This is a genomic window from Haloarcula sp. S1AR25-4, assembly GCF_031624555.1.
Lineage (GTDB): Archaea > Halobacteriota > Halobacteria > Halobacteriales > Haloarculaceae > Haloarcula > Haloarcula pellucida.
In genome coordinates, this window is sequence record NZ_JAMQOR010000003.1 from 673,029 (window position 1) to 694,942 (window position 21,914).

General features: G+C 65.5%; 19 protein-coding genes, 1 tRNA gene and 1 rRNA gene. 18 read left to right on the forward strand and 3 right to left on the reverse strand.

Annotated features, from left to right (window positions below; genetic code table 11):
- From rpoB to NDI85_RS16915, 4 genes are read left to right on the forward strand one after another with little or no spacing between them, the layout of a single operon-like run.
- On the forward strand, positions 1-1,827 hold the full coding sequence (rpoB, locus tag NDI85_RS16900) for a DNA-directed RNA polymerase subunit B (RefSeq protein ID WP_188999271.1): 1,827 nt from the start codon (positions 1-3) through the stop codon (positions 1,825-1,827).
- A 1-nt stretch (position 1,828) separates the two neighbouring features.
- Positions 1,829-4,738, forward strand: a complete 2,910-nt coding sequence (locus NDI85_RS16905; protein ID WP_188999268.1) for a DNA-directed RNA polymerase subunit A' — start codon at positions 1,829-1,831, stop codon at positions 4,736-4,738.
- Positions 4,739-4,740: 2 nt separating this feature from the next.
- Positions 4,741-5,916 (forward strand): DNA-directed RNA polymerase subunit A'', encoded by a 1,176-nt coding sequence (gene rpoA2, locus NDI85_RS16910; protein ID WP_188999265.1) that lies wholly within the window; start codon positions 4,741-4,743, stop codon positions 5,914-5,916.
- Positions 5,916-6,341, forward strand: a complete 426-nt coding sequence (locus NDI85_RS16915; protein WP_188999258.1) for a NusA-like transcription termination signal-binding factor — start codon at positions 5,916-5,918, stop codon at positions 6,339-6,341. The genes rpoA2 and NDI85_RS16915 overlap by 1 nt, the downstream gene beginning before the upstream one ends.
- Positions 6,342-6,357: 16 nt before the next feature.
- Here NDI85_RS16915 and NDI85_RS16920 read toward each other — a convergent pair whose 3' ends face one another.
- Positions 6,358-8,772, reverse strand: coding sequence for a methyl-accepting chemotaxis protein (locus NDI85_RS16920; protein WP_310916416.1), 2,415 nt, complete (start codon positions 8,770-8,772; stop codon positions 6,358-6,360).
- A 214-nt stretch (positions 8,773-8,986) separates the two neighbouring features.
- Here NDI85_RS16920 and NDI85_RS16925 point away from each other — a divergent pair, with 214 nt between their 5' ends.
- The 5 genes from NDI85_RS16925 (at position 8,987) to NDI85_RS16945 (ending at position 12,182) form a co-directional block, all read left to right on the forward strand.
- Positions 8,987-9,415 (forward strand): 30S ribosomal protein S12, encoded by a 429-nt coding sequence (locus tag NDI85_RS16925; protein ID WP_135305350.1) that lies wholly within the window; start codon positions 8,987-8,989, stop codon positions 9,413-9,415.
- A gap of 2 nt (positions 9,416-9,417) precedes the next feature.
- Positions 9,418-10,035: a 30S ribosomal protein S7 gene (locus NDI85_RS16930; protein WP_188999249.1), complete on the forward strand. Its 618-nt coding sequence runs from the start codon at positions 9,418-9,420 to the stop codon at positions 10,033-10,035.
- A gap of 154 nt (positions 10,036-10,189) precedes the next feature.
- Positions 10,190-10,774, forward strand: a complete 585-nt coding sequence (locus NDI85_RS16935; RefSeq protein WP_310916417.1) for a biotin transporter BioY — start codon at positions 10,190-10,192, stop codon at positions 10,772-10,774.
- Complete coding sequence (locus NDI85_RS16940; protein ID WP_310916418.1) at positions 10,771-11,475, forward strand: ABC transporter ATP-binding protein; 705 nt, start codon at positions 10,771-10,773, stop codon at positions 11,473-11,475. Before NDI85_RS16935 ends, NDI85_RS16940 begins: the two co-directional genes overlap by 4 nt.
- On the forward strand, positions 11,469-12,182 hold the full coding sequence (locus NDI85_RS16945) for an energy-coupling factor transporter transmembrane protein EcfT (RefSeq protein WP_188999240.1): 714 nt from the start codon (positions 11,469-11,471) through the stop codon (positions 12,180-12,182). The genes NDI85_RS16940 and NDI85_RS16945 overlap by 7 nt, the downstream gene beginning before the upstream one ends.
- Here the strand turns inward: NDI85_RS16945 and NDI85_RS16950 are convergent.
- Complete coding sequence (locus NDI85_RS16950; protein WP_166968182.1) at positions 12,179-12,976, reverse strand: DUF5781 family protein; 798 nt, start codon at positions 12,974-12,976, stop codon at positions 12,179-12,181. The two genes, NDI85_RS16945 and NDI85_RS16950, sit on opposite strands and share 4 nt — an antisense overlap.
- A gap of 189 nt (positions 12,977-13,165) precedes the next feature.
- Between NDI85_RS16950 and NDI85_RS16955 the strand changes: the two genes are divergently transcribed.
- Entirely contained in the window at positions 13,166-15,352 is a 2,187-nt protein-coding gene (locus NDI85_RS16955; RefSeq protein ID WP_188999233.1) for an elongation factor EF-2, read from the forward strand.
- A 233-nt stretch (positions 15,353-15,585) separates the two neighbouring features.
- Here NDI85_RS16955 and NDI85_RS16960 read toward each other — a convergent pair whose 3' ends face one another.
- A complete protein-coding gene (locus tag NDI85_RS16960) occupies positions 15,586-16,686 on the reverse strand; it encodes a peptidase (protein ID WP_310916419.1) in 1,101 nt (366 codons plus the stop codon).
- Between the two features lie 98 nt (positions 16,687-16,784).
- Between NDI85_RS16960 and NDI85_RS16965 the strand changes: the two genes are divergently transcribed.
- The 8 genes from NDI85_RS16965 to NDI85_RS17000 all read left to right on the forward strand — a co-directional run.
- A complete protein-coding gene (locus NDI85_RS16965; protein WP_188999223.1) occupies positions 16,785-17,006 on the forward strand; it encodes a hypothetical protein in 222 nt (73 codons plus the stop codon).
- A gap of 89 nt (positions 17,007-17,095) precedes the next feature.
- The gene (locus NDI85_RS16970) at positions 17,096-17,629 is read left to right on the forward strand and encodes an amino acid-binding protein (RefSeq protein WP_188999220.1); all 534 of its coding nucleotides are present in this window, start codon (positions 17,096-17,098) and stop codon (positions 17,627-17,629) included.
- Positions 17,626-18,579 carry a homoserine dehydrogenase gene (locus NDI85_RS16975; RefSeq protein ID WP_310916420.1) on the forward strand — a complete coding sequence of 318 codons (954 nt, stop codon included), beginning with the start codon at positions 17,626-17,628 and terminating at the stop codon, positions 18,577-18,579. The genes NDI85_RS16970 and NDI85_RS16975 overlap by 4 nt, the downstream gene beginning before the upstream one ends.
- Positions 18,580-18,889: 310 nt before the next feature.
- The gene (gene tuf, locus NDI85_RS16980) at positions 18,890-20,155 is read left to right on the forward strand and encodes a translation elongation factor EF-1 subunit alpha (RefSeq protein WP_310916421.1); all 1,266 of its coding nucleotides are present in this window, start codon (positions 18,890-18,892) and stop codon (positions 20,153-20,155) included.
- A 3-nt stretch (positions 20,156-20,158) separates the two neighbouring features.
- On the forward strand, positions 20,159-20,470 hold the full coding sequence (rpsJ, locus tag NDI85_RS16985; protein WP_135305362.1) for a 30S ribosomal protein S10: 312 nt from the start codon (positions 20,159-20,161) through the stop codon (positions 20,468-20,470).
- Between the two features lie 139 nt (positions 20,471-20,609).
- Positions 20,610-20,681 (forward strand) — tRNA-Ala (locus NDI85_RS16990).
- A gap of 433 nt (positions 20,682-21,114) precedes the next feature.
- Positions 21,115-21,393, forward strand: a complete 279-nt coding sequence (locus NDI85_RS16995) for a type II toxin-antitoxin system RelE/ParE family toxin (RefSeq protein WP_396275542.1) — start codon at positions 21,115-21,117, stop codon at positions 21,391-21,393.
- A 401-nt stretch (positions 21,394-21,794) separates the two neighbouring features.
- Positions 21,795-21,914, forward strand: a 16S ribosomal RNA gene (locus NDI85_RS17000); the annotation flags it as partial.

The window sequence follows — 21,914 nt, forward strand, 5'->3', positions numbered from 1 at the left end:
ATGAGTCAGGGACGAGAAGCCAAGGTATACGTCAACGGTAGTTTGGTCGGGACACATCCCGACCCCGAACAGCTCGCAGACCAGGTCCGACAGGCGCGACGACGGGGGGACGTCTCCCAGATGGTCAACGTCTCGGTCAAGGACCGCACGGACGAGGTCATCATCAACGCCGACGCTGGCCGCGCCCGCCGACCACTGCTCGTCGTCGAAGACGGCGAACCGCTGATGTCCGACGAGGAGGTCGAGCAGGTCAAGAACGGCGACCTCGAGTTCGAGGAGCTCGTCGAGCGCGGCATGGTCGAGTTCATCGACGCCGAGGAGGAGGAGGACATCCTCGTCGGCGTCGACGAGAGCGAACTCACCGAGAACCACACCCACCTCGAAGTCGACCCGCAACTGATGTTCGGTATCGGTGCGGGGATGATTCCGTACCCCGAACACAACGCTTCGCCCCGGATTACGATGGGGTCGGGGATGATCAAGCAGTCGCTGGGCCTGCCGAGCGCGAACTACCGCATTCGCCCGGACACTCGCCAGCATCTGCTGCACTACCCGCAGCTCTCGATGGTCAAGACCCAGACCACCGAACAGATCGGCTACGACGACCGGCCGGCGGCACAGAACTTCGTCGTCGCCGTCATGAGCTACGAGGGGTTCAACATCGAGGACGCTCTCGTCATGAACAAGGGGTCGGTCGACCGCGCACTCGCCCGGTCGCACTTCTTCCGGACCTACGAGGGCGAGGAACGGCGCTACCCCGGCGGACAGGAAGACCGCTTCGAGATGCCCGACGACGAGGTTCGCGGCGCTCGCGGCGAGGAAGCGTACACGCACTTAGACGACGACGGCCTCGTCAACCCGGAGACGGACGTCGGCGAGAACGCCGTCTTGCTGGGGAAGACGTCGCCGCCCCGGTTCCTCGAAGAACCGGACGACATGGGCGGGCTCTCCCCCCAGAAGCGCCGCGAGACGAGCGTCACGATGCGCTCCGGTGAGTCCGGCGTCGTCGACACCGTCACGCTCATGGAGGGCGAAGACGGCTCGAAGCTCTCGAAGGTGTCCGTGCGCGACGAGCGTATCCCCGAACTCGGGGACAAGTTCGCCAGCCGGCACGGCCAGAAGGGCGTCGTCGGTCACATCGCACCGCAGGAGGACATGCCCTTCACCGAGGAGGGCGTCGTGCCGGACCTCATCATCAACCCGCACGCGCTCCCCTCGCGCATGACCGTCGGCCACATCCTCGAGATGATCGGCGGGAAGGTCGGCGCACTCGAAGGCCGCCGTGTCGACGGCACCGCCTTCACCGGCGAGGACGAGGACGAACTCCGCGGGTCGCTCGAGGCCCACGGCTTCGACTCAAGCGGCAAGGAGACGATGTACTCCGGGGTCACTGGCGAGAAGATTGAAGCCGACATCTTCGTCGGGGACATCTTCTACCAGAAGCTCTACCACATGGTCTCGAACAAACTGCACGCCCGTTCGCGCGGGCCGGTGCAGGTGCTTACCCGCCAGCCCACCGAGGGGCGCGCCCGCGAGGGTGGCCTCCGCGTGGGTGAGATGGAGCGGGACGTGCTCATCGGGCACGGCGCGGCGATGGCGCTCAAAGAGCGCTTGCTGGACGAGTCCGACCGCGAGTGGATCAACGTCTGCGGTGAGTGTGGCATGACCGCCGTCGAGAACGTCGAACAACGGCGCATCTACTGCCCGAACTGCGAGGAGGAGACGGACATCCACGAGGTGGAGATGTCCTACGCGTTCAAGCTTCTGCTCGACGAGATGAAGGCGCTCGGCATCGCTCCGCGAATCGAACTGGAGGACGCAGTCTAGCATGAGTTCCCAACAGACACCACAGGAAATCGGTCAGCTCAGTTTCGGGCTGATGGACCCCGAGGAGTACCGAGAGATGTCGGCCACGAAGGTCATCACGGCCGACACCTACGACGACGACGGCTTCCCAATCGACATGGGGTTGATGGACCCGCGACTGGGCGTCATCGACCCCGGACTGGAGTGTAAGACCTGTGGGAAACACAGCGGATCGTGTAACGGCCACTTCGGCCACATCGAACTCGCCGCCCCGGTCATCCACGTCGGGTTCGCGAAGCTCATTCGACGGCTCCTGCGCGGTACCTGCCGTGAGTGTTCGCGGCTCTGTCTCGACGAGGGCGAACGCGAGGAGTTCAGCGACCAACTCCAGCGCTCGCGTGACCTCGGTCGTGACCTCAACGACGTGACGAAGGCCGCCATCCGACAGGCTCGCAAGAAGGACCGCTGTCCGTTCTGTGGCGAGAAGCAGTACGACATCAAACACGAGAAGCCGACGACCTACTACGAGGTCCAGCAGGTCCTGGCCGCGGACTACCCCGACCGCATCGCCGAGGCGATGGAGGAGTCCGACGAACGCATCGCACCGACGGACCTCGCAGAGGAGACCGGCATCGACAGCGGGCGCGTACAAGAGATTCTAAGCGGCGAGTTCCGCCCGCGACAGGACGACCGCCGCGCACTGGAGAAGGCGCTCTCGGTCGACCTGACCGAGGAGGACATGAACAAGCTGATGCCCAGCGACATCCGGGACTGGTTCGAGGACATCCCGGACGAGGACATCGAGGTGCTCGGCATGAACCCCGAGCGGTCCCGCCCCGAGTGGATGATTCTGACGGTGCTGCCGGTGCCGCCGGTCACCGCTCGCCCCTCGATTACGCTCGACAACGGCCAGCGCTCCGAGGACGACCTCACCCACAAACTGGTCGACATCATCCGCATCAACCAGCGGTTCATGGAGAACCGCGAGGCGGGTGCGCCCCAACTCATCATCGAGGACCTCTGGGAACTCCTGCAGTACCACGTCACCACGTTCATGGACAACGAGATCTCGGGCACGCCACCGGCGCGACACCGCTCCGGTCGGCCCCTGAAGACCCTCTCCCAGCGGCTGAAGGGCAAGGAAGGTCGCTTCCGTGGCTCGCTGTCCGGGAAGCGCGTCAACTTCTCTGCGCGTACCGTCATCTCGCCCGACCCGACCCTCTCGCTGAACGAGGTCGGCGTCCCCGAACGCGTCGCTCGCGAGATGACCCAGACGATGAACGTCAACGAGCGGAACCTCGACAACGCTCGTCGCTACGTCGCCAACGGCCCCGAGGGTCACCCCGGCGCCAACTACGTCCGACGACCGGACGGCCGCCGACTCAAGGTGACCGAGAAGAACTGCGAGGAACTGGCCGAGAAGGTCGAACCCGGCTGGGAAGTGTCCCGCCACCTCGTGGACGGTGACATCATCATCTTCAACCGGCAGCCGTCGCTGCACCGGATGTCCATCATGGCCCACGAAGTGGTCGTGATGCCGTACAAGACGTTCCGGCTGAACACCGTCGTCTGCCCGCCGTACAACGCCGACTTCGACGGCGACGAGATGAACATGCACGCCCTGCAAAACGAGGAGGCCCGGGCCGAGGCCCGCGTCCTCATGCGCGTGCAGGAACAGATGCTCTCGCCGCGCTTCGGTGAGAACATCATCGGCGCGATTCAGGACCACATCAGCGGGACCTATCTGCTGACTCACACCAACCCGCAGTTCAACGAGACGCAGGCGCTGGACCTCCTGCGTGCGACCCGCATCGACGAACTGCCTGAGGCAGACGGCGTCGACGACACCGGCGAGGCGTACTGGACCGGCCGCACGCTGTTCTCGGAACTGCTGCCGGACGACCTCAACCTCGAGTTTACGTCCTCGGCCGGCGACACCGTCACCATCGAGGACGGCGAGATGACCTCCGGGACCATCGACGAGGACGCCGTCGGCGCGTTCGGCGGCGAAGTCGTCGACACCATCGCGAAGGACTACTCGAAGACGCGTGCCCGCATCCTCGTCAACGAAGTGTCGGCGCTGGCGATGCGCTCTATCATGCACTTCGGGTTCTCTATCGGTATCGACGACGAGTCGATTCCGCGACCGGCCGAAGAGCAGATCAACGACGCCATCGACAACGCCTACGACCGCGTCGAGGAACTCATCGAGACCTACGAGCGCGGTGACCTCGAATCCCTGCCGGGCCGGACCGTCGACGAGACCCTAGAGATGAAGATCATGCAGACGCTCGGCAAGGCGCGTGACTCTGCCGGTGACATCGCCGAAGACCACTTCGACGACGACAACCCGGCCGTCGTGATGGCCGAGTCCGGCGCGCGTGGGTCGATGCTGAACCTGACTCAGATGGCCGGCTGTGTCGGTCAGCAGGCAGTCCGCGGCGAGCGTATCAACCGTGGCTACGAGAACCGTACTCTCTCGCACTTCGAGGAGGGTGACCTCTCGGCGGACGCCCACGGCTTCGTGGAAGCTTCCTACCGCTCGGGCCTCTCGCCGAAGGAGTTCTTCTTCCACGCCATGGGTGGTCGCGAGGGGCTGGTCGACACGGCAGTCCGGACCTCGAAGTCCGGGTACCTCCAGCGCCGTCTCATCAACGCGCTCTCCGAACTGGAGACCCAGTACGACGGCACCGTCCGGGACACCTCGGACACCATCGTCCAGTTCGAGTTCGGCGAGGACGGCACGTCGCCGGTCGACGTCTCTTCCAGTCAGGACGAGGCCGCCGTCGACGTCGAGCAGATCGCCGACAGCGTCCTCAACGAGGAGTTCGAGAGCGAGAAACAGAAAGAGAGCTTCCTCGGGCAGCGCACCGAGCGGACAAACCTCTCGGAACACGCCGACGACTGGTGGATGGCCGAGGGTGATGACTAACCATGGTATCCGAAGACATCGAGGCCGTCGTCGAGGACACTGAACTCCCGCGACGGCTGAAAGACGACGTGTACAGCACGATAGAAGCCAAGGGCGTCGGCGTCGAGGACGCCGACCGCATCGCGAAGGCCGTCGAGTCCCGCTACATGGACACGCGTGTCGACCCGCTCGACCCGGTCGGGACCGTCTCGGCCCAGTCCATCGGGGAACCGGGGACCCAGATGACGATGAACACGTTCCACTACGCGGGGGTCGCCGAAATCGACGTCACGCAGGGGCTGCCGCGCCTCATCGAACTGGTGGACGCCCGGAAGACGCCGGACACGCCGATGATGACCGTCCATCTGGACGAGGAGTACGCCGACGACCGCGAGCGCGCACACGAGGTCGTCTGGAAGATAGAGGCCACACGTATCCTCGCGCTGGGTGACATCTCGACGAACGTCGCGGACATGCTCGTCCAGATCGACCTGAACGAGGACACGCTGCTGGAACGCTGGCCGACCGTGAACGACACGGAGGCCATCGCCGAGGAGATCGCCGAGACCATCGAGTCGAATCTCGGCGTCCAGACCCGACAGGCCGGCACCGTCATCGAGTTCGGCCCCGAGGAGCCGAGCTACCGGGACCTCCTCCAACTGGTCGAGGAACTGCGCGACATCGTCTTCAAGGGCATCGAGGAGATCTCCCGCGTCGTCATCCGCAAGGAGGAGACCGACAACGGCGAGGAGTTCGTCCTCTACACCGAGGGGTCGGACTTCGGCGAGGTGCTGGGCATCGAGGGCGTCGACGCCTCCCGCACCACGTGTAACAACATCCACGAGATCTACCGGAGCCTCGGCGTCGAAGCGGCCCGCGAGACGCTCATCAACGAGACGATGAACACTCTCGAAGAGCAGGGGCTGGACGACGTGAACGTCCGGCACCTGATGCTGGTCGCGGACATCATGACCAACGAGGGGACCATCGAGTCCATCGGCCGCCACGGCATCTCCGGATCGAAAGACTCCGTACTCGCGCGTGCGGCGTTCGAGGTCACCGTCAACCACCTGCTCGACGCCGCCATCCACGGCGAGGTCGACGAACTCGACGGCGTCACCGAGAACGTCATCGTCGGCAAGCCCATCAAACTGGGCACCGGCGACGTCGACCTCCGCATGGGCACCAGTCAGGACTGATGCGGGTCGAAATCTCGGACGAAGCGCGCCGACTGGTCGCCCTCTTCGAGGACGAGGCCGACGTCACCGTCCGGGATTGCGTCGTCGACGAGGACCACGACCAGATCGTCTACCTCGTCAAACACGGCCAGATGGCCGACGCCATCGGCCCCGGCGGACAGACGGTCGAAGCCGTCGAAGCGCAACTCGGTCGCGACGTGAAACTGGTCGAGGACGCCGAGACGGCGGAGAATTTCGTCGCGAACGCGCTGGCTCCGGCGGCGGTGTACAACGTCACCGTCTCGGAGAACGACGACACCGTCGCCTACGTCGAGGTCGCACAGGAGGACCGCGGCGCGGCCATCGGCCGCGAGGGTCGCAACATCGACGCCGCACGGATGCTTGCGAAACGGCATTTCGAGATCGACGGCATCGAACTGACCTGAGCGACGACCGGTTCTTTTAGTCGTCGTCCTCGCCCTCGCCGTTGGCGGCGACTTCGGGGTCGAACACGTCGGTATCGCTCCCGTGGTGTTGCCCGGTCTCGACGTCGAACTGCGTGAGGAGTTCACGGAGGTCCGTCGCCTGTGCCGACAGCGATTCGATGCTCGTGGTCACCTCGTTGATCGTCGCGGTCTGTTCTTCCGCGGCGGCGGCGACGTCCTCGGCTTGACTGGCGGTCTCTTCGCTGATGGAGCCGACTTCGTCGACCATCGCGACCGTCTCCTCGGTGGCGCTGGCCTGTTCGTCGGTCGCGTCGTTGATGGACTGGATGCCGTCGTTGACGTTCTCGACCCGGTCGACGATAGTCTCCAGCGATTCGATGGCGTCGTCTACGGTGTCGATGCCTTCGGTGATGCTGTCGCCCATCTCCTGGATGTCCGAGACGGCCTCGTCGGTCGAGTCCTGTACGTCGGTGATGACCGCAGACACCTCGTCGGTGGCCTCGCCGGTCTCTTCGGCGAGTTGCTTTATCTCGTCGGCGACGACGGCGAACCCGGACCCGGCCTCGCCGGCACGGGCGGCCTCGATAGAGGCGTTCAGCGCGAGCATGTTCGTCTGCTCGGCGATGTCGTCGATGAGGTCGACCACCTCGCCGATGTGGGCCATCTCCTCGTCGAGTGCCTCCACGCGGGCGATCGTCTCGTCGGCCCGGCGCTCGATGTCGTTCATGACCGACATGGCCTCGCCGGCACGTTCGCTTCCGGTCTCACCGACGTCGGCGGCCTCCTCGGTGGTGCCGGCCACCTCGTTGGCCTGTGCGGCGACCTCTTCGATGGTCGCAGAGAGGTTCGACATCTCGTTGGCGGCCTGCTGGAGGTTCTCGTGTTGGCGGTCGGCTCCGCCTGCGATCTCCTGGACGGACTCGCTGACTTCCTCGCTCGCGTCCCGAACCTCGGTGGCGCTCGCCGTTATCTGGTCGGCGGAGCCGTCGACCTCGGTAGCGAACTCCCGGATGTGGACGACGGTCTGGCTCAGTTCGGTGAGCATGTCGTTGAACGCCCGCGCTATCTCGTCCATCGCATCGGTGCCCGTCTCGGTGTCGAGGCGCTGGCTCAGGTCGCCGTCGGCGGCCCGGCGCATCACGGCCGAGAACTCCTCGGCTTGCTGTTCCAGCGAGGTCGCCAGTTCTTCGGCCTCCCGCTGTGCATCCTCGGCGTCGGCCTTCGCGTCTTCTATCTCCGAGATGAAGCGCTGGAGGTCGGTCCGCATCGCGTCCAGGGACTCGCCGAGGCGTCCCGGAACGTCTTCTTCGAGGGCCGGGTCGTCGAACTCCTGTCTGGAGAGTGCGTCGGCCTGCGAGGCGACGGTCCCCAGATAGGACTGGATGTCGGTAAACGCCCGCTCGACCTGCCCGATTTCGTCGAGTCGATCGGTCGTCTCGCTGGCCTCGTTGATACGACCGGCGGCCAACGCCTCGGCACGGTCAGCGACCCGGGTCAGCGAGCGTCGGATGTCGCGGCCGACGAACGCTCCGAAGACGACGAATCCGACCAGTGCGAGGCCGATAAGCGCGAACAGATCTCGTTCGACCTGGTTACGGAGGGCGTAGACGCTCTCGCTCGGGGCACTCTTGACGACGACCCAGTCGGTGCCCTCGACGGGCGCGTAGCTGAGCACTCGGTCGCCGGCCTGCATGACGCCGGTGCCCCCGCTGGCACCCGCCTCGACGGCGGCCGCGCCGTACTCGCCGTCGTACCAACTGAAGATGCGCGACTGATTGTCGGCGAAGACGATTTCGTTCCGGCCGGTACCGGACTCGACGACCATCGTCTCGCTCCCGTCGATAGAGTTACTGAACGCTTGTGACCGCTTGCTCACGTTGTAGAAGACGACGGTGAGAGACTCGCTCTCCGGGACGGTACTCGCGAACGCGATGTAGAAGTGACCGTCGTGACGGAACACGCGCGACTGGGCGACGTCGTCGGCGTCCTCGAAGACGAGGGTGCCCCGCCGCCACGCCACGCCGAAGTCGCTCAGCGTCTGGTCGCGGTAGGCGTCGACCGTGCTTCGCTCGATGCGGTTGGTCGCCGACGAGACGTAGTTGATAGCGTGGACGGAGCCATCGAGACGTTGCTTTTCGTTCTCGAAGGTCCCCTGTGCTCGCGTCGCGGTCGCGCCGGCGACGTAGTAGTGATTCGAGAGGAGCCTCGTCGTCCGTTCCTGTCGTTCGAGCCAGTCGGACATCGACTGGGCCTCTTGTTGTGTCGTCGTCGAGAGTTCGCCTTCGCGTTGCTCGGTGAGTTCGGCGGCGATGGTGCTCTGGGCGACGAGGCCGGCGCTCGTGACCACCACCGCGATGACGGCGACGGCGAGTGCGAACTTCCGGAGGTAGCTCTGCCGAACGGCGTCAGGGAGGAGTTTCGCACTATTCATGGGTCTGTGTCGGATTCTTTTGCGGCCATATTCGATTGTGTACGTTGCCCCTACTTTTCTAAAGGGAACTGTAAAGGCTACTCCCCGGTTATCAACAACAAATATCGGGGCTGACGGTGTGACCGGTTCACGTGGGGGAGACCGCCTCAGGCGGGCGGTACGGCGCCGACAAAAGAGGAGTCTTAAGTACCTCGGCAGGATAACGATGCCTACTATGGCAAACGGCAAATACGCCGCGCGCAAACTCAAGAAGGACCGCCAGAAGCACCGGTGGTCCGACTCTGACTACGCGCGCCGCGAACGCGGACTCGGCAAGAAGTCCGACCCGCTCGAGGGCGCGCCGCAGGGTCGAGGCATCGTACTGGAGAAGGTGGGCATCGAAGCGAAACAGCCCAACTCAGCGATTCGGAAATGTGTGCGTGTTCAGCTCATCAAGAACGGCAAGCAGGTCACTGCGTTCTGTCCCGGTGACGGCGCTATCTCCTTCATCGACGAGCACGACGAGGTCACCATCGCCGGTATCGGTGGGGCGAAGGGTCGTGCGATGGGCGACCTCTCCGGTGTCAACTACAAGGTCGAGAAGGTCAACGGCGTCTCCATGATCGAACTCGTCCGCGGCAACGCCGAGAAACCGGTCCGATAATCATGAGCGAGGAAGAACAACCCGAACCCGACGCACCCGCCGGCACAGACGAGGAAGAGACGGCCCGCGCCGAACTGTTCGGTACGTGGTCGGTCACCGACATCGAGTACACCGACCCCTCGACCGAGCGCTACATCACCGTGACGCCCATCGCCCACACGATGGGTCGCCACGCGGACAAGCAGTTCAAGAAGTCCGAGATCAGCGTCGTCGAGCGTCTCATCAACCGCCTGATGCAGACCGACGAGAACACCGGCAAGAAGCAACTGGCCACCTCCATCGTGCAGGACGCCTTCGACATCGTCCACGAGCGCACGGAGGAGAACCCGGTGCAGGTGCTCGTCCGCGCCGTCGAGAACAGCGCCCCCCGAGAGGAGACCGTCCGCCTGAAGTACGGTGGCATTTCCGTCCCGAAGGCCGTCGACGTCGCCCCCCAGCGCCGCGTCGATCAGGCCCTGAAGTACCTCGCAGAGGGCGTCTACGGGAGCACGTACAAGACGACCACCAGCGCTGCCGAGGCACTCGCCCAGCAGCTCATCGGTGCCGCCAACGACGACGTCCAGACGTACGCCGTCAACCAGAAAGAGGAAAAAGAGCGCGTCGCGGCCGCCGCTCGCTAATCTGACCGACTGTCTTTCTCGATTTTCTCGCCCGCTCAGCCGCGGCGTCGCCGTCTGGCTCGTCGGTTCGCTAGTCGGTCCGAGACGCGCCCGACCGCCACGCACGAGGCCGTCAACCGTCGGTTATATTCTGGTTGACGAGAGAGGATAGCGCATGTCACAACAGCACGAGTCGGTCGAACTGGTCGGCGAGGAGACGGTCAAGCACTTCACGACGGCTGTCCTCGTCGCGGCGCTGACGGCGGCGCTCTCCCAGGTGTCGATACCGATTCCGGGGCCGCTGCCACCGTTCTCGCTCCAGCCGTTCGGGATGTTCTTCGCGGGCCTCCTCCTCGGACCGCTCTGGGGTGGGTTCGCGCTGACGCTGTACATTCTCGTCGGTATCGCCGGGGTGCCGGTGTTCTCGAACGGCAATGCCGGACTGGGGTACGTCCTCGTCGGACAGGGAACCGGCGGCTTCCTCGTCGGCTTTCTCGTCGGCGCCGTCGTCGCCGGTGCCATCGTCCACCGGGGCGTCGAACCGCGTTCCCTCTCTTCGGTGTCCGTTCCCGTTCAACTCACGGGCCTGTTCGCGTCGCTCGTCGTCGTGTACGCCATCGGTGTCCCGTGGCTCTCCGCTGTCACCGGTTTCCCGCTCCCGCGTGCCGCCGGGGTGATGGCGCCGTACGTCCCGCTCGACCTGCTGAAACTCGGTATCGCCGTCGCCATCGTCGAGGGGGGCTACCTCGTACGGCGATGATAACGGTTCGGGACCTCACCTTCCGGTACGACGACCGGGTCGTCCTCGACGACGTGTCGCTCTCGATTCCCGAGGGCCAGTTCTGTCTGCTCGTCGGCCCCAACGGGAGCGGGAAGACGACGCTCGTCCGCCACCTGAACGCGCTGTTGACTCCCGACAGCGGGGCGGTCGAAGTCGACGGGACCGACGTGAGCGAGGCGCCGGTAGTCGCACGGACGACCGTCGGCATGGTGTTCCAGCACCCTCGCGACCAGTTCGTCGCGGCGACGGTCGGCGCCGACGTGGCCTTCGGTCCGGAGAACCTCGGCCTCGACAGGGCCGAGATAGACAGGCGCGTCGAGGACGCGCTCGCGGCCGTGGGACTGGACGGCCGGGCCGACGAACGACTCGACGAACTCTCCGGCGGCGAACAGGCGCGTGCGGCCATCGCGGGCGCGCTCGCGATGGATCCCGGCTATCTCGTGTTGGACGAACCGCTGGCGGGGCTGGACTGGCCGGCCCGTGAGCGCGTCCTCTCACATCTCGATTCGCTCTACGCCGACGGTACCGCGCTCCTCGTCGTGACCCACGACCTGCGTGACCTCCACGAACGGGCCGACCGCGTCGTCGGGATGCGGGCGGGACGGGTCGCCCTCGACGACGACCCCGAGACGGCGCTCGACGACCTCGCGGCCCTCGGCGTGCGTGACCCGCGATGCTGAGCTACCGACCCGGCGATACGTTCGCCCATCGGCTGGACCCCCGGTCGAAACTACTGGTCCAGTTCGGCCTCGCCGTCGCCGTCGTCGCCCACCCGACGGTGCCGTGGCTCGCCGGCGCGACGGTGCTGGGCCTGCTAGCGGCCGCGACGGCGAGACTCTCGCCGCTGGCCGTCGTCCGGTCGTACCGGGTCGTCCTCGTGGTGCTGGCACTGGCGCCGCTGCTCGCCGGCGTCACGCTGGGGCCGCCGTGGTTTCGGGTCGATCCGGCGCTTCGCTCGGCACGTCTCGTCGCTCGGGTCGTTCCCGTCCTGTTCGTAAGCGCCGCCTACCTGCGGAGTACGCCGGTCCGGGAGACGCGTGCGGCGGTCCAGCGTCTCGTCCCGGGGAAAGCCGGGCAGTTGCTCGGCGTCGGCACGGCGCTGGTCGTTCGCCTGTTCCCCGTCGTCCTCGTCGACGTTCGCGAGATTCGCGACGCGATACGGGCCCGCGGTGGCGAGCGTCGCCCGCCGTGGGAGCGGGCGCGATTGCTCGTCGTCCGGTCACTGGAACGGACCCTCGCTCGCTCCGACCGACTCGGCGTCGCGCTTCGGGCGCGCTGTTTCGCGTGGAACCCGACGCTCCCGCCCCTCGCGTTCGCTCGGGCCGACTACCCGGTGCTGGCGCTGGGGCTGGCACTGGCGCTCTCGCCGGTGCTGACACGCTTCTAGTCGGCGGCGCGACCGCTCTCGTCGCTGGCGTACGCTCTGGTCACGTCGACCAGCGCCTTGCGGAACTCCGACTCGTCGGGGTCCGGCGCGAGCGACTCGAAATGGCGCTTGAACTCCACGAGGTCGACGTCGGCGGCGTCGTGTGCGGCCGCGTGTGCGAGGTCGTACAGTCGGTGGCCGTCGGCCACGAGGCCGTGGCGCTCACAGAGCGCCAGCGCGAAGGCGGCATTGACCGCCGTGATGTCCGGGTCCGCGGCGGGCGTGAGACGGGTCGCTGCATCGCTCGCTCGCCGATGCCGGGGTGGGGCGGCCATACTCCCCCACCCGCGCATCTCGGCCGGGCGGTCGGCGACTGCGGCCGCCAGACTCGCCTCGAGGAAGCCGACGAGTTTGTCGCCCGGCGCCATCGCCATCCAGACGTCGTCGGCGTAGACGTCTTTCATGTGGTTCGCGATCTGATAGCAGTGAATCAGCTTCCGCCGTTCGACCGAGCGTCCGGCGAGTGCGAGGTAGATGGCCTCCTCGGTCGATTGCGTGTGTGAGGGATGACCCCGTTCGTAGTGGTGCATGTGTGCGAACTCGTGGAGTGCGAGTTCGCGGGCCATCGCACTCGTCGCGGCCTTCCGTGAGATCGTCAGTCGATGGCTGTCGTCGTCGTGACTCACGCGGGTCCGTTCGTCCGGGTCCGCTTCCACCCGTACTGTCACCGGGCGGTCGAGGTCGTACTCGGTCGAGAAGAGGTCCCGCGCGCTGAGAAACGGTTCCGCCGGCCCACTCCGTACGTGGACGTCCATGTGTGTTGTTCACACTCGTCGAGAACGTATGGCTCTTGTGGCGATCCGCACACCGTTTTTCCCTATCCGGGTGCTCGGCTCGGCGGTCCGACGTCCCTGCCGTCTCCCGAGTGCTACGTTCGCGTGCGAATAGCACGCTCACACGGAAACACTATCCTTTTGACCCTCCTGTGGATACGCTTCTGTATAATGGGCCGACGTAAGAAAATCGTTCAAGAATGTGAGACACTGATGGACGACCCGGAGCACATCCGGAACATCGCCATCGCCGCTCACGTCGACCACGGCAAGACGACGCTGACGGACAACCTGCTCGCCGGTGCGGGCATGATCTCCGACGATACGGCTGGCCAGCAACTGGCCATGGACACGGAGGAAGACGAGCAGGAACGTGGGATCACCATCGACGCCGCGAACGTCTCGATGACCCACGAGTACGAGGACCAGAACCACCTCATCAACCTCATCGACACCCCCGGCCACGTCGACTTCGGTGGCGACGTGACCCGTGCGATGCGTGCCGTCGACGGCGCGCTCGTCGTGGTAGACGCCGTCGAAGGCGCCATGCCCCAGACGGAGACGGTGCTCCGGCAGGCACTCCGCGAGGGCGTCAAGCCGACGCTGTTCATCAACAAGGTCGACCGCCTCATCTCCGAACTGCAGGAAGGTCCCGAAGAGATGCAACAGCGTCTTCTCGCGGTCATCCAGGACGTCAACGAGCTCATCCGCGGGATGACCGAGGAGATGGACGACGTCGAGGACTGGACCGTCTCCGTCGAGGAGGGGACCGTCGGCTTCGGGTCTGCCCTCTACAAGTGGGGCGTCTCGATGCCGTCGATGCAGCGCACCGGGATGGACTTCGGTGAGATCATGGAACTGGAGCGCAACGACAAGCGTCAGGAACTCCACGACCGCACGCCGCTGTCGGACGTCGTCCTCGACATGGTGTGTGAACACTTCCCGAACCCCGTCGACGCCCAGCCGATGCGTATCCCGCGCATCTGGCGTGGCGACGCCGAGTCCGAACTCGCCGAGCAGATGCGACTGGTCGACGAGGACGGCGAGGTCGTCCTGATGGTCACCGACATCGGCGTCGACCCCCACGCCGGCGAGATCGCCGCCGGCCGCGTCTTCTCCGGCACGCTGGAGAAAGGCCAGGAGCTGTACGTCTCCGGCACCGCGGGCAAGAACCGCATCCAGAGCGTCGGCATCTACATGGGTGGCGAGCGCGAGGAAGTCGAGCGAGTACCCGCCGGCAACATCGCCGCCGTCACCGGTCTGAAGGACGCCATCGCCGGCTCCACGGTGTCCTCCATCGAGATGACCCCCTTCGAGTCCATCGAACACATCTCGGAGCCGGTCATCACGAAGTCCGTCGAGGCACAGAACATGGACGACCTGCCGAAGCTCATCCAGACGCTCCAGCAGGTCGCGAAGGAGGACCCGACCATCCAGATCGAGATCAACGAGGACACCGGCGAACACCTCATCTCCGGGCAGGGCGAACTCCACCTCGAGGTCATCGGGCAGCGCATCGAGCGCAACCAGGGTATCCCCATCAACACCGGGGAACCGATCGTCGTCTATCGCGAGGCGCCCCAGAGCGAGTCCCGCGAGGTCGAGGGTCGCTCGCCGAACAACCACAACCGGTTCTACATCACCGTCGAACCGCTCAGCGACGACATCGTCGAGACCATCAAGCTCGGCGAGGCGTCGATGGACATGCCCGAACTGGAGCGCCGCGAGGCGCTGCAGGAGGCCGGCATGGACAAGGACGACTCCCAGAACATCGAGCACATCCACGGGACCAACATCCTGCTCGACGAGACGAAGGGTATCCAGCACCTCAACGAGACGATGGAACTGGTCATCGAGGGGCTCGAAGAGGCCCTCGACGACGGCCCCCTCGCCGCGGAGCCGGTCCAGGGGTCCCTCCTGCGTCTCCACGACGCCCGTCTCCACGAGGACGCCATCCACCGCGGTCCGGCCCAGGTCATCCCGGCCGTTCGTGAGGCCGTCCACAACGCCCTCATCGACGCGGACATCAAACTGCTGGAGCCGATTCAGCAGGTCCGCATCGACGTGCCCAACGAACACATGGGCGCCGCCTCCGGCGAGATTCAGGGTCGCCGTGGCCGCGTCGACGACATGTACCAGGAAGGGGACCTGATGGTCGTCGAGGGCGTCGCGCCCGTCGACGAGATGATCGGGTTCTCCTCTGACATCCGCTCGGCCACCGAGGGTCGTGCCTCCTGGAACACGGAGAACGCCGGCTTCCAGGTCATGGCCGACAACCTCCAGCCCGAGAAGATCACCGAGATTCGAGAGCGCAAGGGCATGAAGACGGAACTGCCCGCCGCCATCGACTACTTCTAACTCACTCTTTCTGTCCGCTGAGAGGGCACGCGGCGCTCTCTCGGACGACTTCGAGCGACGTTCGAGACCCGCCTCCGGCAGTGACTATCCAGACCCGGGAGTGACACTCACGAAGCGTGGAGCGCGAGACCGGTGTCGGTCGGCTAGAGCGGACTACGTCGGCCGGATCGCGTGGCGTTCGACCCCGGTGATCTCGAATCGAGTGCCGCGGAACCCGTCGGCGCGGTGCGCTTCTATCCCTCTGTGTCTTCTCGCAGCCTGTCGATTCGGTCGCCAAGCGTGGGTGACTTCGACAGCGGGTTCGGGATGCGCCGTCGACTCGGTTCGAGACTGTGAAAGGAGGCGTAGCGTTCGAGCGCGACGGCGAGCGTCTCGTTACCGACCCGTTCGGCGGCGTACTCGTCGGCGGCGTCCACCCCTCGGCGCGTGAACCAGAGGCCACAGAGGAGCGTCCCGACAGCGCCAGCCAGCAGCGGAAGCATCGGGCCGTCGAGGCTCAACAGCAGCAATACCGCCATTGCAACCACTGTTCCGAGCAACCGGGTGAGGACGTTCGCGTCGACCCGGCCGGCCTGTACCGCGAGCAGGGCTGTCGCGGTGTCGTCGTCGAAGGCGTCGCGGAACGCGTCGCTGACGAACAGGCGACGGTACCCCGGCGGTCCGCGGACGATGGCGTTGGCCGTCTCCGCGTCTCCGGTTTCGAGTATCCGGGTATCGCGGACGTCGAGACCGGCCCGCGACCGGAGGCGTTCGAGACGGTCGCCCGTCTCGTCGTCGGGACGGCGCGTCGAACGCAACAGCGGGACGTACCACGGTGCGCCGAAGTAGAGGACGACGACGAACGCAGCGAGGCCGGCGACGAGTACGAGCACCGAGTCGCCGTGCCTGAACGCGGTGAAAAACACGGTGAGAAGCACGCTCACACCGACGACGTACCGTAGCATCTGTGCGACCGCTCGTCGTGTCGTGAGATCGATGTCCCTGACCGTTCGAACACCGCGGACCGTCGGCGCGTAGGCGGCGACGGCGACGACGCCCGCAGCGACGGTCTCGACGAAGGCGGCCGCTGCCGTCACGAGGGGGCCAGACTGTGTCCCGAACAGCGGCGCGACGACGGCAGGTCCCAGTCCGAGTGCGCCGAGGACGACGTACGAGACGACCGCGAAGGGCAACAGTACGATACCGTAGAACAACGGGTACTTTCCGACCGGGTTCGAGAGGCGGCGGACGACGGCGCTCCCCATCGCGCCGAGGGCGGCCCCGGCGACGGCGAGGACGACCGTACCGACGAGCGGCGGTCCGAGTGCGGGTGGTGACGACTGGAGGGCGAGCATATGGGTCCCCCCACGGCGCACCGGCAAAACGGTGGCGTCTCGTGACCTACGCACCGGTGGCCCCTACGTTTAGGCCACTGCACGGCCAACCGACTGGTATGCCGAACCGACTCCATCAGGCCGTCGATCTCCTCGTCGCTGCGCTCGTCGCCGGGACCTCGACGTTCCTCTGGCAGCTAGTCGTCTCGCCGGCGATAGCGCTCTGGATATCGACGCTGTTTGCGGCCATCTACTACTTCTCGCGGAACCCGTGGGGCTCTCCGCGCGGCGAGGAGTACAACGAGTGGATCGACGACCTCTACGACCGGTACTTGCCCTGACACCGCCGACCAAACGGACGGTTTCTTATACGTGCCCCTGCTGAGTCTCCCACAATGAGCGGTACTACTCCACAGGAGGTGAGCGGGCGATGAGCGACTCGACCGACGAGGTTCGGTCCTACACACTACGGCTCGAACTGGTCGACGAACCGGGCGAGCTGCTGCGGGCGCTCGAACCCATCGCCAACAACGGCGGGAACCTCCTCTCTATCTTCCACGAGCGGGGCAACGTCACGCCCCGCGGGCACATCCCCGTGGAGGTCGACCTAGAGGCGACCCCCGAGCGATTCGAGGGCATCGTCGACGCCGTTCGGGACGCCGGCATCAACGTCATCCAGGCCGGTGCCGAACGCTACAGCGAGACGCTGACGGTCGTCCTCTCGGGACATCTCATCAACACGGACCTCTCGGATACGCTCTCGCGCATCCAGGAATCGACGAACGCCACGGTGACCGACCTCTCGCTGTCTGCCCCCGAGGGGACCGAGGACGCCTCCAGCGCACGCATCCGACTGGCGACCGAACAGGGCGCCGCCGACGGCGTGATGGAGACGGTCCGTGCCCTCGCGGCCGAGAAGGACTTACGCGTCATCGAACCGCTCGCGGCCGGAGGTGACCTATGAGACTCGCCGTCCTCGGTGCCGGTGCGGTCGGCTCCTCGGTCGCCGAACTGGCGGCCGGCTACGGCCACACGGTCACGGCCTACGCGGACTCCCAGAGTGCCGCCGTCGACCCGGACGGCATCGACGTGGCTGGCGCTATCGACCGGAAAGCGACCGACGGCATCGTCGGCGACGCCACCCCCGAGGACGCCCTCGACGGCGCCTACGACGTGCTCGTCGAGGCGACGCCGACGACGCTGGGCGACGCCCAACCCGGCTTCGGTCACGTCGAGGCCGCGCTCGAACGCGACCGCCACGTCGTGCTGGCGAACAAGGGCCCCGTCGCCGAGCGTTACGCGGACGTGCGCGCACTCGAACGTGAGAGCGCGGGGACGGTGCTGTTCGAGGCGACCGTCGGCGGTGCGATGCCGGTCCTCTCGACTATCGACGACTTCGACCCCGAACACATCAACGCGGTCCGAGGCGTCCTCAACGGCACGGCGAACTTCATCCTCTCGCGGATGAGCGCCGAGGGACTGGGCTACGAACACGTGCTGGCGGAGGCCCAGGACCTCGGCGTCGCCGAGGCCGACCCGACCTTCGACGTCGACGGCACCGACGCCGCACTCAAGGGCGTCATCGTCGCCAACGTCCTCTCGGACGACGACCGCGAGTACACGCTCGAAGACGCCGACGTCGAGGGCATCGAGGACATCGAGGGGAGCGCCCTCGAACTGGCCGCCGAAGACGGGCGGACGGTGCGGCTCATCGCCGAAGTGGCCGACGGCGAGGTCCGCGTCGGCCCGCGACTCGTCCCCGAGAACGCACCGCTGGCCCCGACGGGCACGCGCAACATCGTCCAGCTAGAGACCGAACACGCCGGCCGACTCAACATCTCCGGGCGCGGTGCCGGTGGCCCCGAGACGGCGAGTGCCGTCCTCGCGGACGTGGGTCGCCTGCCCGACCTGTAGGAAGCGCGGTTTCGTGGCGCGCCGGTACTCCTACCCAGACTCTGTCAGCATTTTCACACACTGTCCGGCAGCAACTCTCAACTTTATACGCGACTGACGATACGAAACCAGGGGCTGTGCAGTCTTCACGGACGTGCACTGACTGCCCAAACGACAGGCGGTCGGTGAGACCGGGTGCAGGCCCCGTTGCGTGACACCGCGTCCCAAATCGCCAGACAGCGCGGTTCTCGCCCGCGATTGCTTTCGAAATCGTTTTATGAACCACCGGCCAAAGACTCCGATATAGCGCCCCTGCGCGTGAGAATCAACAATGAGCGACGAACAACACCAGAACCTGGCCATCATCGGCCACGTCGACCACGGTAAGAGCACGCTCGTCGGCCGACTCCTCTACGAGACAGGATCGGTACCGGAGCACGTCATCGAACAGCACAAGGAAGAGGCCGAGGAGAAGGGCAAGGGCGGCTTCGAGTTCGCCTACGTCATGGACAACCTCGCCGAAGAGCGAGAGCGTGGTGTCACCATCGACATCGCCCACCAGGAGTTCAGCACGGACGCCTACGACTTCACCATCGTCGACTGTCCGGGCCACCGCGACTTCGTGAAGAACATGATCACGGGCGCGAGCCAGGCCGACAACGCCGTGCTCGTCGTCGCCGCTGACGACGGCGTTCAGCCGCAGACTCAGGAACACGTCTTCCTGGCCCGTACGCTGGGCATCGGCGAACTCATCGTCGCCGTCAACAAGATGGACCTCGTCGACTACAGCGAGTCCGACTACAAGCAGACCGTCGAAGAGGTCAAGGACCTCCTCAACCAGGTCCGCTTCGACACGGAGAACGCCTCGTTCATCCCGATTTCGGCTTTCGAAGGCGACAACATCGCCGAGGAGTCCGAGAACACGGACTGGTACGACGGCGACATCCTGCTGACCGCCCTCAACAACCTGCCGGCTCCGGAGCCGCCGACGGACGCGCCGCTCCGCCTGCCGATCCAGGACGTCTACACCATCTCCGGCATCGGTACGGTCCCGGTCGGCCGTGTCGAGACGGGTATCCTCAACACCGGCGACAACGTCAGCTTCCAGCCGTCTGACGTCTCCGGCGAGGTCAAGACCGTCGAGATGCACCACGAGGAAGTCCCGAAGGCAGAGCCCGGTGACAACGTCGGGTTCAACGTCCGTGGCGTCGGCAAGGACGACATCCGTCGTGGTGACGTCTGTGGTCCCGCCGAGGACCCGCCTTCGGTCGCAGAGACCTTCCAGGCCCAGATCGTCGTGATGCAGCACCCGTCGGTCATCACCGAAGGGTACACGCCGGTCTTCCACGCCCACACCGCACAGGTCGCCTGTACCGTCGAGTCCATCGACAAGAAGATCGACCCGTCCTCCGGCGAAGTCGCCGAGGAGAACCCGGACTTCATCCAGAACGGCGACGCCGCAGTCGTCACGGTCCGACCCCAGAAGCCGCTCAGCATCGAGCCGTCCTCCGAGATTCCGGAGCTCGGTTCGTTCGCTATCCGCGACATGGGTCAGACCATCGCCGCTGGGAAGGTCCTCAGCGTCAACGAGCGATAACACATGTCCCAACAGGCACGCGTTCGGCTCGCGGGTACGAGCCCCGAGGACCTCGACGACATCTGCGCCGACGTGCGGGAGATAGCGGAGAAGACCGGCGTCGAACTGTCCGGTCCGGTTCCGCTCCCGACGAAGACGCTCGAGGTTCCCACCCGGAAGTCCCCCGACGGTGAGGGGACGGCCACGTGGGAACACTGGGAGATGCGGGTCCACAAGCGGCTCATCGACATCGATGCCGACGAACGGGCGCTGCGCCAGCTGATGCGCATCCAGGTGCCCAACGACGTCTCCATCGAGATCGTCCTCGAGGACTAACCCGGCCGGTCGTCCTCGAGTACGGCACCCGCCCCGAATCGCACGCCGGGACACACCCCACACACCGTGTGAATCGCTATCGAAGTTCGCCCTCACGCGCAGGGTTTATACTACCCCGCGTTCGAGTGGCAGACGACGCGGGCTCGTAGATCAGTGGCAGATCGCTTCCTTCGCAAGGAAGAGGCCCCGGGTTCAAATCCCGGCGAGTCCACTTCTACCATACACCAGTTACGTCCATTAGGACGACAGCCGCAATCGAGGCGTCGTGAATTCGTTACGCTCCGTGACGGACACGGTTTCGTGAGTACCACCTGCATAGCGAGTCCGCTCGCCGTGTCTCGCTCGGCGGCAAGGTTTTGGCATATGCGTCTGCAAAGCGTCTGTCCATCTCCGACGCGGATACCGCGGCAGGCGACGACGGACCGGAGATGGTCCGAATCAACCTCCATCTCAGCGAGGGATTCCTCGAAGACACTGACCGACTTGGAACGAACAGGGTCCCGGAGTGAGTTCCATCGGGGCGCCGCACGAGATGCGGTGAAACGCCCAGCATTCTCTCACGAGGGGTGAAAGTAGGTCACCGCCAGCGAACACGAACTGCGAGTGACGACGAGTTGGTGTCACGCGAGGCAGTCGTCGAGATCATGGACCGAGATGAAAGTGCCGATGACGAGTGGACGTGGAAGCTCACGACCCGCGCGGCCGACCAGTTCGACTCGCTCGACCCGCGCGTGCAGGACCGTATCGTCTCGAAATTGGACGCGATCGTCGCCTCAGAGTGGCGTGAGCCCGACGACTGCCTCGAACCACCGACCGGCGGTCCGTTCTCGAAACTCCGCGTCGGACCGTACCGACCCGCCCGTACGCTCGGCTGGGGCGGGTCGATGTCCCGGATTTCCGCCGCTCAAATACTCGGCAGCTAGATGCGGTCCCTGCTGTCTTTGGGTTTATATTCCACGACGTTTCTCAGTTGTTTCTCAAATGAGTGTGTAACCCCGTCACGTGGGGGATATGTGGTGGCAGCACAGGGCGGGCTCGAGACGAGTCATTTATATGCACCCCTCCCATCGGATATGATGCGAAGGTCGCCCCGGGCCGCCCGGGTCGACACGGCCGGTCGTCGACGCGGCGACCGGTCGCTCGTAGAAGGCTGCTCGACGCGAGCATCCTTCGACCCCATGAGGATTCCACCCCTGCGGTCCGCCGTCAAGATGGAATCTGATGTGAGCCCACGGACCCATACAGTAGTCACCATCGACGTAGGAGTCGATGGGTTACGCTTCCGACGGAGTGCAACCACTTCCGCCGCTGACTTTGTCAGCACATTCCGGTTGATCCTGCCGGAGGCCATTGCTATCGGAGTCCGATTTAGCCATGCTAGTCGCACGAACTTAGATTCGTGGCGTATAGCTCAGTAACACGTGGCCAAACTACCCTACAGACC